The sequence below is a fragment of the Pseudomonas sp. G11-1 genome, from assembly GCF_024031555.1.
GTDB lineage: Bacteria > Pseudomonadota > Gammaproteobacteria > Pseudomonadales > Pseudomonadaceae > Halopseudomonas > Halopseudomonas bauzanensis.
Genome location: NZ_QEYQ01000004.1, coordinates 168,617 through 181,231, shown reverse-complemented (window position 1 = coordinate 181,231; position 12,615 = coordinate 168,617). Strand labels below are relative to the sequence as shown.

At 62.1% G+C, this 12,615-nt stretch carries 10 protein-coding genes; 4 read left to right on the top strand and 6 right to left on the bottom strand.

The window, feature by feature from the left end; all coding sequences use genetic code 11:
- Positions 1-32 precede the first annotated feature (32 nt).
- The 6 genes from DHB74_RS13245 to DHB74_RS13220 all read right to left on the bottom strand — a co-directional run bounded on the left by DHB74_RS13245 (position 33) and on the right by DHB74_RS13220 (position 8,702).
- A complete protein-coding gene (locus DHB74_RS13245; protein ID WP_280165205.1) occupies positions 33-692 on the bottom strand; it encodes an alpha/beta hydrolase in 660 nt (219 codons plus the stop codon).
- Between the two features lie 17 nt (positions 693-709).
- Positions 710-1,276 carry an elongation factor P-like protein EfpL gene (efpL, locus tag DHB74_RS13240; RefSeq protein ID WP_036992826.1) on the bottom strand — a complete coding sequence of 189 codons (567 nt, stop codon included), beginning with the start codon at positions 1,274-1,276 and terminating at the stop codon, positions 710-712.
- A 68-nt stretch (positions 1,277-1,344) separates the two neighbouring features.
- Entirely contained in the window at positions 1,345-4,644 is a 3,300-nt protein-coding gene (gene mscK / locus DHB74_RS13235; protein WP_499161686.1) for a mechanosensitive channel MscK, read from the bottom strand.
- A gap of 231 nt (positions 4,645-4,875) precedes the next feature.
- Positions 4,876-6,678: an acyl-CoA dehydrogenase gene (locus tag DHB74_RS13230; RefSeq protein ID WP_280165207.1), complete on the bottom strand. Its 1,803-nt coding sequence runs from the start codon at positions 6,676-6,678 to the stop codon at positions 4,876-4,878.
- A gap of 159 nt (positions 6,679-6,837) precedes the next feature.
- Positions 6,838-7,812: a serine/threonine protein kinase gene (locus DHB74_RS13225; RefSeq protein WP_036992823.1), complete on the bottom strand. Its 975-nt coding sequence runs from the start codon at positions 7,810-7,812 to the stop codon at positions 6,838-6,840.
- Positions 7,813-7,985: 173 nt separating this feature from the next.
- Positions 7,986-8,702: a ComF family protein gene (locus DHB74_RS13220; protein WP_499161685.1), complete on the bottom strand. Its 717-nt coding sequence runs from the start codon at positions 8,700-8,702 to the stop codon at positions 7,986-7,988.
- A gap of 76 nt (positions 8,703-8,778) precedes the next feature.
- Here DHB74_RS13220 and bioB point away from each other — a divergent pair, with 76 nt between their 5' ends.
- The 4 genes from bioB (at position 8,779) to bioC (ending at position 12,606) form a co-directional block, all read left to right on the top strand.
- The gene (bioB, locus tag DHB74_RS13215; protein ID WP_136869052.1) at positions 8,779-9,828 is read left to right on the top strand and encodes a biotin synthase BioB; all 1,050 of its coding nucleotides are present in this window, start codon (positions 8,779-8,781) and stop codon (positions 9,826-9,828) included.
- Between the two features lie 111 nt (positions 9,829-9,939).
- Entirely contained in the window at positions 9,940-11,112 is a 1,173-nt protein-coding gene (gene bioF / locus DHB74_RS13210) for an 8-amino-7-oxononanoate synthase (protein WP_499161684.1), read from the top strand.
- Positions 11,109-11,825 (top strand): alpha/beta fold hydrolase, encoded by a 717-nt coding sequence (locus DHB74_RS13205; RefSeq protein WP_499161683.1) that lies wholly within the window; start codon positions 11,109-11,111, stop codon positions 11,823-11,825. The genes bioF and DHB74_RS13205 overlap by 4 nt, the downstream gene beginning before the upstream one ends.
- Entirely contained in the window at positions 11,818-12,606 is a 789-nt protein-coding gene (bioC, locus tag DHB74_RS13200) for a malonyl-ACP O-methyltransferase BioC (RefSeq protein ID WP_036992816.1), read from the top strand. Before DHB74_RS13205 ends, bioC begins: the two co-directional genes overlap by 8 nt.
- Positions 12,607-12,615: the final 9 nt, after the last annotated feature.

Below are 12,615 nucleotides of genomic sequence, written 5' to 3'. Positions count from 1 at the left end.
AAACTACTATGCGCAGCGGTATTGCCGCCCGGTCAGAGTCCCAGGCGGCTGACCAGCCAGGCGCGGATATCACTGATCTCTTGCGGGCACACTTCATGGGCCATGGGATAGCTGTGCCATTGAGTGGCATATCCCGCCTGCTGCAGCAGGTCGTGGGCGTTGCGGCCCATCTCCGGTTGCAGGATGTCGTCATACAGGCCATGGGCAAAGAATGCATTCAGCTTCGGACCCTGATGGTCGGCCAGCAACTGTTGGAGGGTGGGGCCATAGGTCGACAGCGCCATGATGCCACCCAGCGGCAGCCCACTTTCCAGCGCGGTATGCATGATCACCGCGCCGCCCTGGGAAAAGCCGGCCAGAATGATACGCTCGGCAGCGATGCCGGCAGTGATCTGTTCATCGATCAGCCCGCGCACCATGGCCACGGATTCAGCCAGCTGCGCCATGTTCATCACCCGCTGGGGTGTCACCGCGAGAATGTCGAACCAGCACGGCATGGGATAGCCACCGTTGATGGTCACCGGGCGGGTCGGTGCCTGGGGAAAGATGAAGCGCACCCGGTGATCGGTCGGCAATTCCAGCGCCTTGACCACCGGCACGAAATCGTACCGATCCGCGCCCAGGCCGTGCAGCCAGATAACGCAGGCATCGGCCGGCTGGGGAGATTCGATGATCAGGGCTTGGTTGGACATGATGTTCCTCAGGTTTATCAGGCGCGCGACATGAACTTGCCGCTTTCGGTATTGATGCGGACCACTTCGCCGGTTTCCAGGTATTCAGGAATCTGGATTTCCAGGCCGCTGGCGAAACGGGCGGTCTTGGTACGGGCGCTGGCGGAGGAGCCCTTGATCGCCGGGGGCGTTTCCTCGATGGCCATTTCCACTACTGCCGGCAGCTCCACACCCACCAGATTGCCTTCCACTACCAGACCGTAGAGGCCCGGAATGCCATCATGCAGATAAGGAATCTGTTCCTCAAGGGCATCGGCGTTCAGGGTGAACTGGGTAAAGTCCTCGTTATCCATGAAGGTGTAGCCGTCCATATCCTGGTAGAGAAACTGCACCGCGCGCTTCTGGAAGTCGATGGGCGCGAGGAAGTCATCGCCGGTCAGGCTCTGTTCCAGCTTCTGTTTGGTCTGCGCATGGTTGAAACGCACCTTGTACAGGGTCGTGCCGCTGCGCGAAGAGGGGCTCTTCACGTCGATCTGGGACACGATATACGGCTGATTATTGATCTGGACGATCTGGCCTTTCTTCAGTTCGGCGGCTTTTGGCATCGGTCATGCTCGGTGGGCGGGGAAAACGCTATTGTGCGTTCTTCCCCGATTGGCGCGCAAGCGGCGGCTCATCCCTTGTCGATGCTGATCAGCCGCTCCAGACCTTCATTGGTGCGCAGGTTGACATCCACCTGCCGGGTGGCAATCTCGATGTCGTTCTCGGCAAACAGGCGGTCGATTTCGCGGTTGGTTTCATCGATGGTCAGGTTGCGGTCGATCAACTGTCGCACGTGCATGCGCAGCTCGTGATCCAGGCGGTTGTCATTGAAGCCGAGGAACAGCACCATCGGCTCCGGCTCGTCCAGAACCCGGGGGTTGTCTTCGGCAATCTGCAACAGCAGGCGGCGCACCAGGGTGACATCCGAGCCATAGGCGACGGCAATCTTCACCGTGACCATGGTGATGGTATCGGACAGTGACCAGTTGATCAGATGCTCGGTAACGAAGGTCTTGTTGGGGACAATGATCTCCTTGCGATCGAAATCGATGATGGTGGTGGCGCGGATGCGGATGCGGTTGACCGTGCCCGACAGGTTGCCGATGGTTACCACATCGCCGATGCGCACCGGCCGCTCGAACAGGATGATCAGCCCCGAGACGAAGTTGGCGAAGATCTCCTGCAGGCCGAAACCCAGCCCCACCCCGAGCGCCGCCACCAGCCACTGTAGCTTGTTCCAGCTGACGCCCAGGGTGGCCAGGCAGCCGATGATGCCGACGCTGACGATGATATAGCTCAGCAGCGTGGTAATGGCGTAGCTGCTGCCCTGGCGCAGTTCCATGCGCGATAGCACCAGTATCTCCAGCAGTCCGGGCAGGTTGCGGGCCAGCATGACGGTCAGAATGACGATAATGATCGCGCCCAGCAGGTCGCCGGCGCTGAGTGGCGCCATGAGTGGATTGTCCGCGGTGCCGCTGTTGTATTCCCAGAGGGTGATGGACTCCAGATAGGAAGCTGCGCTGAGCAAGTCAGACCAGACCAGATACACCAGTACGCCGAACAGCACCAGCAGGCCCAGGCGGGCCAGACGCAACGACTGCTGGTTGATCTGCTCCAGCTTGAGTTCAGGTATTTCCACTGGTGTTTCATGCTCGGCGCCATTGGCCTGTTCCTCGGCCTGGCGTTTGCTGATGGCCCGCTGGTAGGCGAGGTGACGCCCAGCCACACCCAGATTGCGCACCACAATGCCCTGCAGCAATATCCAGGCGGCGATCAGGTACAGGGTATCGATCATCCGGTCCGCCAGGCGGATGGCGGTGAAGTGATAACCCCAGATGGTCATCCCGGCCAGCACCAGCGGCAGCAGGATGAGGATCAGCGAGGCACCGAAATGGAAGATCCGCGAATTGTTCAGCGGCTCGCTCCGGCGCATCAGGCGCCCGACCAGCAGGCTGAACAGCGACAGGGTGACGATCATCACCACTCGGCCCACCACATCCTTGTCCAGGTGCTCCGGAGTGGTGGACCCCAGGCTGATGATCAGCACCATCGGCAATAGTACCCAGGCCAGGTGGCGGGTCAGCTTGCGCAGGCGCGCGACCTTGATGGCGGACCAGCGGAAATGGCGGATGGTAATGCCCTGTGGATCGAACAGGCGATACATCAGGTGCAGCGCGAACCAGCTAACCGAGAGCTGCAACAACGCCCGCCCCAGCCTGGGCATGGCGGGGGTATCACCGAACACCAGGCCGAAGCCGGCGCCGCCCAGCAGGATAGGCAGCGGCAATACCGAGACCGCCGTCAGCAGCAGCGCGAGGGGCGTGGTACGTTGATTGTCGAGCCGGTAGTGGCCGACTTCTCCGTGAAGCTGGTTCAGGCGGTTGACCAGGCGCTTGCGCAAGAGCAACGGAATGCTGGCCACGGCCAGTAGCAGGGCGAGCCAGCCGGGGTGATCCCAGAGCGTCAACAGCAGCAGCTTTATCTGGGCCAGCGGCTGCAGACTCTGCAACTGGGACAATATCTGTTGTGGCAGGTTGAGCAGCCACTCGCGGTTGATCGGCGGATTGCTGGCCACCCAGAACAACTGATCATCGATGGTTTGGCGCAGCTTGGTGCTGAGTTGCTGCAGCTGGTTTTCGCTGATCTGCAGGGCGATGGCTTCACCCAGCAGGGTATTGATATGGACGCTGAGTTGTTCGACCAGGGTTCCCCGGCTGCGGATCAGCTGCAGCAGGTCGTCGCGCAACTCGTCCCGCTGGGCCTCAGGCAATTGATTCAGCAGCCGGGTGAGATAGGCGTCCTGATTGCGCAACTGTTCGCGCAGCTGGTTGATCTCGAACTGGCGCAGGCGCATGTCCGCTACCGAGTCGGCGAGGGTGCGGTCGATCTGCACCGCCGGCAGCGCCTGCTTTTCCTGATGCAGGATACGCGACAGGAGCACGCTGCCCTCCAGTACGCTGATCTGCTGGTCCAGAGCGCTTTCCTGCTGGGTGAGCTGATCGATCTGCTGGGTCGTCTGGATATTGCGGCGCGACAGGGTACTGATTCGATTCGATGATGCGAGCAGCTCCTCGCTGATCCGCTGATTGATCAGGCTCTGCTCGTGCAGCAACTGGTGGTTGCTGATCTGCTGTGATTCGGCGGTTGTATCGCTGATCACCTGTTCCGACAAGCTGCGGCGCTTCTCGTCAATCACGTCCTGCAGGACATTGATTTCCTTATCGATGTTGCCGAGTTCGGCGAGCAGGTGGCGGCGCTTGCCGTTGGCCAGTTCCAGCAGCGTATTGTTCGCCGACAACTGCTGGCGCAGCAGCGCGCTGGATTGTTCCAGGCTGACCAGTTCGGCCTCCGCCGCCTCGATTCGGGCCTGGTTGAGCTGGTTCTGCGGCTGGCGTTGCAGTTGGCGCAATTGCTCGTTGAGCTCATTGGTCCGCGCCTGGTTGGCGGAAATCCGGCTCTGGGTTTTTTCCGGGCGGGTTTCGGCGGCGATCAGTTCACTGTTGACGGCCGTCAGCTCGTTCTGCCAGTCATACATCCGGGCGACCTGATCGCCCAGGGTGGCATCCAGGGTCTGCAGCGTGCCGGCGGCAAACCGCTGGCGCAGGCGCTCTTCATCGACCGGACCCAGGGCTTCGGTCTGTTGATTCAGCCGGCGCAGCTCTTCCGGCGCGTCGTCCAGAGTCGCCTGCAGCTCGGTCTGTTGCTCGCGCAGTGACTCGGTTCGTTGCAGTGAGGTCAGTGTCTGCTGCCAGGCTTCCTGCAACTGCTGCTGCTCGGCGGCGGACTTGCCGCTGTCGGGTAGGGCAGCGATAGCCTGCTGCAGGCGTTCGACGGGATTGGCACCGTCCTCGCTGTCCTGCGCATGGGCCAGGGGCAGGGCCCAGAACAGGCACGCGAGCAGAATCAATGGCAACAGGTGGAGGCGTGGCATGATAATGATAATCCGCGATGAACAAAGGGAAGCTTAGTCCCGAGTGCGTGCCAATGAAAGCAGCACCAAGGAACGACGCCTCGGACAATGCGGGTCAGGGGTTGGTTCAGGAGTGGCTGAGGAAGTGCTTACGTCATCGACGGAACGAAGATGAACATGGGGAGCGGCCCGCGGACCGGTAAAAAGGGTTCCGGCTGATCGGTGTCAGCCGGAACTCGCGCAGAAGCGGATTTAGAACCACCCGTCCTGCATTGCCATGCACGTTTGATCACGCGCATCCAGCAGGTTCAGCTCATGGTGGCAGGCAGGCACTTCCCAGGTCAGGAAGTAGCGCGCCGCCTGCAGCTTGCCCCGGTAGAAGCTCTCGTCAGAGGTATTGCCGCGGGCCAGACCTTCCTCGGCGCGAATCGCCTGCTCCAGCCAGCGCCAGCCGATCACTGCATGACCGAAGACCTTCATGTACAGCGCCGAGTTGGCCAGGGTTTCGTTGAGCTTGCCGCTGCCCAGGTCGGTGAGCAACGCCTGGGTGGTGGTCTGCAGGTGTTGCAGCAATTGCTCAAGCGGCTTGCGCAGTTCCTCCAGCGAGGCGTATTCGCCGGCACGCTGGATGCTGCTTTCGATCAGCCCGATCAATTGGCGTAGGCCAGCGCCCTTGTTCTGGGTCAGCTTGCGGGCCAGCAGGTCCAGCGACTGGATGCCATGGGTGCCTTCGTGGATCGGGTTCAGGCGATTGTCGCGGTAGTACTGTTCCACCGGATATTCGCGGGTATAGCCGTGACCACCGAGGATCTGGATCGCCAGCTCGTTGGCCTTGAGGCAGAACTCCGAGGGCCAGGATTTGACGATCGGGGTCAGCAGGTCCAGTAGTTCATTGGCCAGTTGCCGCTGCTCTTCGGTATTGCCGGTCTTGCCGTCATCCACCAATCGGGCGCAGAACAGGCCCAGATCGAAGGAGCCTTCGACATAGGCTTTCTGCGTCAGCAACATGCGACGGATATCGGCATGCTCGATCAGCGCCACCTGCGGGCTGGTCGGATCCTTGCCATCGGGGTGGCGACCCTGAGGGCGCTCGCGGGCGTAATCCAGCGAGTACAGGTAGCCGGCGTAACCGAGCATGATGGCGCCCATGCCGACGCCGATACGCGCCTCGTTCATCATCTGGAACATGTAGGCCAGGCCCTTGTGCGGCTCGCCGACCAGATAACCCACGCAATTGCCGTTGTCACCGAAGTTCAGTGCGGTGGATGTGGTACCGCGCCAGCCCATCTTGTGGAACAGGCCCGCCAGCACCACATCGTTGCGCTCGCCCAGGCTGCCGTCATCATTGACCAGGAACTTGGGCACGATGAACAGGGAAATACCCTTCACTCCGGGCGGCGCGTCGGGCAGCTTGGCCAGCACCATGTGCACGATGTTTTCCGACAGCGGATGGTCGCCACCGGAAATGAAGATCTTGTTGCCCTTGATGCGGTAGGTGCCGTCGCCAGCCGGCTCGGCACGGGTGCGCAGGTCGGACAGGGAGGAGCCGGCGTGGGGCTCGGTCAGCGCCATGGTGCCAAAGAAGCGACCTTCGATCATTGGCTGGAAGAAGCGGCGCTTCTGGTCCTCGGTACCGAACTTGCCGATCAGGTTGCTGGCGCCCATGGTCAGCATCGGGTAGGACGAGGTGGCGATGTTGGCCGCCTGGAAGTGCGCGAAACAGGCGCGCGACAGCAGGTTCGGCAACTGCATGCCGCCTTCCTCGAAGCTGCGCCCGGCGTTCTGGAAACCGGCTTCAATAAAGGCGTCTACCGCCGGCTTGACCTCGGGGATCAGTACCGCTGCGCCGTCTACATACTCCGGCTCGTTTTCGTCGCTCTTGCGGTTGTGCGGGGCGAAGAACTTCTCTGCGATCTGGCGGGCTGTGGCCACGGCGGCATCGAAGGTTTCGCGGTTGTGATCGGCGAAGCGCTCGCGCTGGGTCAGTTCTTCGGCATCCAGCACTTCATATAGTTCGAATGCCAGGTTGCGTGGGTCGAGCAGGGTATCGGTCATGGCAGTTGCCCTTGTTGTGTTACCTCGAACTCGCCGTTCCCGGTTGGCTACCGACGTAATGCGCCGAGGTTGCAGATAATGATGTGCCGCAGTGTATGCGGCACATCATCGGTGGGGGAACAGCCATTGATGGGATTGATAAAGCGGAATCAGGAATTTTCAGAACAACCGCAGGGTCGGCTCATCCAGCGCAGCGCGCTGTTCGCGCAGGGTGAGGATCTGATCGGCCCAGTAGCGCTCGCTGGCAAACCAGGGGAAGTGCATGGGAAACGCCGGGTCATCCCAGCGCCGGGCCAGCCAGGCGCTGTAATGGATCAGCCGCAGACTGCGCAGGGACTCGATCAGCGGCAGCTGGCGCGGGTCGAAATCATGGAATTCGTTGTAGCCATCGACCAGTTCCGCCAACTGCGCCTGGCGCTGATCGCGCTCGCCGGACAACATCATCCACAGATCCTGGATCGCCGGGCCCTGGCGGCAGTCATCCATATCCACCATATACAGCAGCTCATCGCGCCACAGCAGGTTGCCGACATGCAGATCACCATGCAGGCGAATGGTCTGGTAGGGGTGCTCGCGGACGATGTCATCAATCCGTGCGAGCAGGTCATCGGCTACCGAGAAGTACGCCGGACGCAGGTTGGCGGGCACGCTGTCATGTTCACGCAGCCAGGCGATGCTGTCATGGCCGAAGTTCTGCACCGTCAATTCGGGGCGGTGATCGAAGGGGCGCATGGCGCCGACTGCATGAAGGCGACCCAGCAGGCGGCCGAGCATCAGCAGGTGGTCGGGGTTATCCAGCTCCGGTGCGCGACCACCGAAGCGCTTGAACAGGCTGAAACGGAAGCCGGCGAACTCGAACAGGGTCTGGCCTTCGACCTGCATCGGCGGAATGACCGGAATATCCCGTTCGGCCAGTTCCAGAGAGAACTGATGCTCCTCCAGTATCGCCCCGTCGCTCCAGCGGTCCGGGCGGTAGAACTTGGCGATCAGTGGCTGGCCATCCTCGATACCGATCTGGAACACGCGGTTCTCGTAACTGTTCAGCGTCAGGGTGCGGGCATCGCTGATAAAACCCAGCGACTCCACCGCATCCAGCACGGTATCAGGGGTCAGCAGGGCGAACGGGTGACTCATCGACAATTCCTCTGAGCTCCGGGCGATAGCAGCGCAGGAGAGGCTGCCCGCGTGGAGCTATTCAATTGTCCGCAGCTTACAGGTAATCACTGGCGCGTTGTAGGCGCGCAGCCATCTACCAAGGAGCTTCGCGGCCACAGGTCGCAGAAAAATATGACGCCTGCGCCAGCCACCTATGGGGTGCGCGCTACACACCAGATACTGACACTCGCCGCCCCGGCAGCCAGCAAGGTGCGGCTGGCCTCGTTGATGGTGGTGCCGGTGGTCACAACGTCATCGATCAGCGCGATATGCTTGCCGGCCAGACGTTCGGGGTGGCGGCAGGCAAAGGCATTCTGCAAATTCTGCCGGCGCGCCTGGGCGTCGAGACCTTGCTGGGGCGCTGTCGAGCGCTGGCGCACCAGGGTTTTGCGGTCCAGTGGCAACTTCAGCAGGCGGGCGATCGGGCGAGCCAGTTCCAGTGCCTGGTTGTAGCCCCGTTGCGCCTGGCGGGCGCGGTGCAGTGGCATGGGTATCAGCATATCGGGAAGGGCTAAGCTATGCTCCTGATAATGATGGACGACTGCCTGGTGCAGCAGGCGGGCGAGCAGCCGGCCATAGGTCAGTTGGTGGTTGTACTTGAAGGCCGGGATCAGGCTGTCGAGCGGAAAGCGGTAGCAGAACGGGGTGATCACCTGGGTGAAAGCGGGTGGCCGTTGCTGACACTGGCCGCATAGCTGACCCGCCAGGGGTAAGGGTAGTGCACACTGTCGGCAGGCCGGACCCAGCCAGGGAAGATCCGCAAGGCAGCCATTGCACAGACATTCTGATATGCCGGCCGCAGAGCCGAGGCATAACAGGCAGCGGTTGAATTGATCAAAATGCGTCCAGTTGTAAACCTTGCTGATCATAAGTGGTTGACAGTCTCCCTGCCGTCATTATCATGCCTTGCATAAGAATCCCCACCGACTTCAAGGATATGCCTCGATGACCGCGCCTGTAACCCGCCACGACTGGAAACCGGCAGAAGTGCTGGCTCTGCTGCGTCAACCTTTCAATGATCTGCTGTTCCAGGCGCAGACGGTGCATCGCCAGCATTTCGACGCCAACCGGGTGCAGGTTTCCACCTTGCTGTCGATCAAGACCGGGGCCTGCCCCGAGGATTGCAAGTATTGCCCGCAGTCCGGCCACTACAACACCGGCCTGGACAAGGAAAAGCTGCTGGAAGTGCAGAAGGTGCTGGACGAGGCCGCGGCGGCCAAGGCCATCGGCGCGACCCGTTTCTGCATGGGGGCAGCCTGGAAGCATCCTTCCGACAAGGATATGCCCTATGTGCTGCAGATGGTGCGCGGTGTGCGTGAACTGGGTCTCGAAACCTGCATGACCCTGGGCAAACTGACCAAGGAACAGACCGCTGCCTTGGCCGACGCCGGGCTGGATTACTACAACCACAACCTGGATACCTCGCCGGAGTTCTACGGCAACATCATCACTACCCGCACCTACAGCGACCGTCTGCAGACGCTGTCCTACGTGCGCGATGCTGGCATGAAGATCTGTTCTGGCGGGATTCTCGGCATGGGCGAATCGCTGGAGGACCGCGCCGGCCTGTTGATCCAACTGGCAAACCTGCCGGAGCACCCGGAGAGCGTGCCGATCAACATGCTGGTCAAGGTTGCCGGCACGCCGTTGGAGAACGTCGAGGATATCGACCCCTTCGACTTCATCCGCATGCTTGCCGTAGCGCGGATCATGATGCCCCGGTCCCATGTGCGTCTGTCCGCTGGCCGTGAGCAGATGAACGAGCAGACCCAGGCGCTGGCCTTCTTCGCCGGTGCCAACTCGATCTTCTACGGCGACCGTTTGCTGACCACCAGCAACCCGCAGGCCGAGAAGGACATGCGCCTGTTTGACCGCCTGGGCATCAAGCCCGAAGAGCGCCAGGAGCATGATGATGAAGTGCATCAGGCAGCCATCGAGCAGGCGCTGGTCGAGCAGCGCGACAGCCAGATGTTCACCAACGCGGCGGCGGTTTGAACGCCGCTGCGGGCTGCTAGCTATCCGCTTGAACGTGTTTGCCGATAACCGAACCTGACCCTGCGCGGCACGCTGTTACTGACAGCCTGCCGCCCGCATCTGCGTGAGCCTATGTCTTTCGATCTTTCTTCACGCCTGGCCGAGCGCCGCGCCGCCCACCTCTACCGCCAGCGCCCGTTGCTGACCTCGCCGCAGGACGTGCATATAAGCGTTGATGGTCAGCCGCTGCTGGCTTTCTGCAGCAATGATTACCTGGGCCTGGCCAACCATCCCGAGATTGCCGAGGCGATGGTCGAAGGCGTACGCCGTTGGGGTGTGGGTGGTGGTGCTTCGCATCTGGTGATCGGTCACAGCGAGGCGCATCACCAGTTGGAAGAAGCGCTGGCGGCATTGACCGGTCGGCCGCGGGTGCTGCTGATGTCCAGCGGTTACACCGCCAACCTGGGGGCCATCACTGCGCTGGTCGGGCAGGGCGATACCGTATTGCAGGACCGGCTTAACCATGCCTCGCTGCTGGATGCCGGATTGCTGAGCGGGGCGCGTTTTTCCCGCTATCTGCACAATGATGTGGCGAGTCTGGAGAAGCGCCTGGCCAAGGCCACCGGCAACACACTGGTGGTTACCGACGGCGTGTTCAGCATGGACGGCGACCTGGCCGATCTACCCGCCCTGTGCACCGCCGCCCGCCAGCGCGATGCCTGGGTCATGGTGGATGATGCCCACGGCTTCGGCTGTCTCGGCGCCACGGGCGCTGGCATTGTCGAGCAATACGGACTGGGCCTGGACGACGTTCAGGTACTGGTCGGCACCCTGGGTAAGGCCTTCGGTACCGCCGGCGCCTTTATCGCGGGCAGCGAAGAGCTGATCGAGACCCTGATCCAGTTTGCCCGACCCTATATCTACACGACCAGCCAGCCTCCGGCTGTGGCCTGGGCAACCTTGAAAAGCCTGCAATTGCTGCGTGATGAGAGCTGGCGCCGGGAGCATCTGGCGCGACTGATTGCGCGTTTTCGTGCCGGCGCCAGTGCGCTGGGGCTGCAACTGATGGACAGCGCCACGCCGATCCAGCCGCTGCTGGTTGGTGACAGTGCGCGGGCCATGCAGTTGTCCGCCGGCCTGCGCGAGCGCGGCATTCTGGTCACCGCCATCCGCCCACCCACAGTGCCGCAGGGCACGGCCCGGTTGCGGGTGACGCTATCGGCGGCGCACAGTGAAGCTGACATCGACCGCCTGCTGGAAGCATTGCAGCAGACCTTGAGCTATTTGCCGGAGATCGAGGCATGAAGAACATCACCCTGCTGCCGGGCTGGGCGCTGGCACCGCAGAATATGCAGCCGCTGCGTGAAGCACTGCTCGAGCGCCTTTCTGATATCAATGTGGACATCCTGCCGCTGCCGGCGATTCAGCTGTCCAGCCTGGAAACCGACCTGAGCAGCCTGGCCCAGCGGATCAAGCCCGGCGTGCTGATCGGCTGGTCACTGGGCGGCATGCTGGCGGTACAACTGCACCGGCGTTTCCCCGAGCACTTCGGGCAGGTCGCCACCCTGGCAGCCAACGCCTGCTTCGTCGAGCGCAAGAGCTGGGCGGCGGCCATGCCCACGGAGACCTTCAAGGCTTTCTATAACGATTATCGCGAGGCGCCGGAGAAAACCCTCAAGCGCTTCGGCCTGCTGGTAGCCCAAGGCAGTGCCGACGCCCGGCAGCTGGCAAAGCAACTGACCTGGGATAATCAGGACCCCGAGCAGCGTCTGCACGGCCTGGCGGTTCTGGGCATGCTCGACAACCGCGTGGCCTTGAGCAAGCCGACCCAGCCGATGTTGCATTGCCTGGGCGCGCAGGATGCGCTGCTGCCGGAGGCGGTGGCGCAAGATCTCGCCATGTTGCATGAAGGGTCGCGGGTAGCAATCCATTCCCACGCCAGCCATGCCTTGCCGCTGGAACAGCCGCTGTGGCTGGCTGAGGAAATCGCCGGCTGGCTGGAGCGCCAGCATGCCTGAACAGCGGCCAGACAAGCGCCTGGTTGCCGACTCTTTCAGTCGCGCAGCTGCAACGTACGATCAGGCCGCCGCCCTACAGCGCGCGGTGGGCAGTAACCTGCTCGCGCGACTGCCCGCTGAATTTGCGCCGACTGAGCTGGTAGATCTGGGCTGCGGTACCGGTTATTTCAGTCGCGCTCTGCAGGCGCGTTATGGCCAGCAAGTGATCGGTCTTGATCTGGCCGAAGGCATGCTGCGCCACGCCCGGCAAACCAGCCCGCTGATCAGCGGCTGGGTGGCGGCCGACGCCGAAGCCTTGCCGCTGCGGGCGAACTCCCAGGACCTGATCTTTTCCAGCCTGGCGCTGCAATGGTGCCCCGACCTGGCTCGCGTGCTGCACGAAGCCTATCGGGTACTGCGCCCTGGCGGTTGCCTGGCATTCAATACATTGCTTGAAGGCAGCCTGCATGAGCTGCGCACCGCCTGGCGGGCAGTGGATGACTTCGTCCACGTCAACCGCTTCATGCCGGCGGAAGAGCTGCACAGCATTCTTGCGACGGGTGAGTTCGGCGATTGGCGCTGTGAGGTCGAAGAGCACCAGTTGTACTACCAGCGCCTCGGTGAACTCACCCAGGAACTCAAGGCGCTGGGCGCGCATAACGTCAACCCTGGCCGCCCCGGTGGGCTGACCGGGCGGGCGCGGCTGCGCCGCCTGACCGACGCCTATGAGCCATTTCGCACTGATCAGGGGCTGCCTGCCAGCTGGCAGGTGGCGCAGATTCTCATGTTCAAACCCGCATGAAACGGAGAC

What these genes read in the sequence shown, in the direction of transcription:
- DHB74_RS13205 (WP_499161683.1), top strand. Translation starts at nt 11,109, where the DNA reads ATGAAGAACATCACCCTGCTGCCGGGCTGGGCGCTGGCACCGCAGAAT.
- DHB74_RS13230 (WP_280165207.1), bottom strand. Translation starts at nt 6,678, where the DNA reads ATGACCGATACCCTGCTCGACCCACGCAACCTGGCATTCGAACTATAT.
- DHB74_RS13225 (WP_036992823.1), bottom strand. Translation starts at nt 7,812, where the DNA reads ATGAGTCACCCGTTCGCCCTGCTGACCCCTGATACCGTGCTGGATGCG.
- DHB74_RS13245 (WP_280165205.1), bottom strand. Translation starts at nt 692, where the DNA reads ATGTCCAACCAAGCCCTGATCATCGAATCTCCCCAGCCGGCCGATGCC.
- bioF (WP_499161684.1), top strand. Translation starts at nt 9,940, where the DNA reads ATGTCTTTCGATCTTTCTTCACGCCTGGCCGAGCGCCGCGCCGCCCAC.
- mscK (WP_499161686.1), bottom strand. Translation starts at nt 4,644, where the DNA reads ATGCCACGCCTCCACCTGTTGCCATTGATTCTGCTCGCGTGCCTGTTC.
- efpL (WP_036992826.1), bottom strand. Translation starts at nt 1,276, where the DNA reads ATGCCAAAAGCCGCCGAACTGAAGAAAGGCCAGATCGTCCAGATCAAT.
- bioB (WP_136869052.1), top strand. Translation starts at nt 8,779, where the DNA reads ATGACCGCGCCTGTAACCCGCCACGACTGGAAACCGGCAGAAGTGCTG.
- DHB74_RS13220 (WP_499161685.1), bottom strand. Translation starts at nt 8,702, where the DNA reads ATGATCAGCAAGGTTTACAACTGGACGCATTTTGATCAATTCAACCGC.
- bioC (WP_036992816.1), top strand. Translation starts at nt 11,818, where the DNA reads ATGCCTGAACAGCGGCCAGACAAGCGCCTGGTTGCCGACTCTTTCAGT.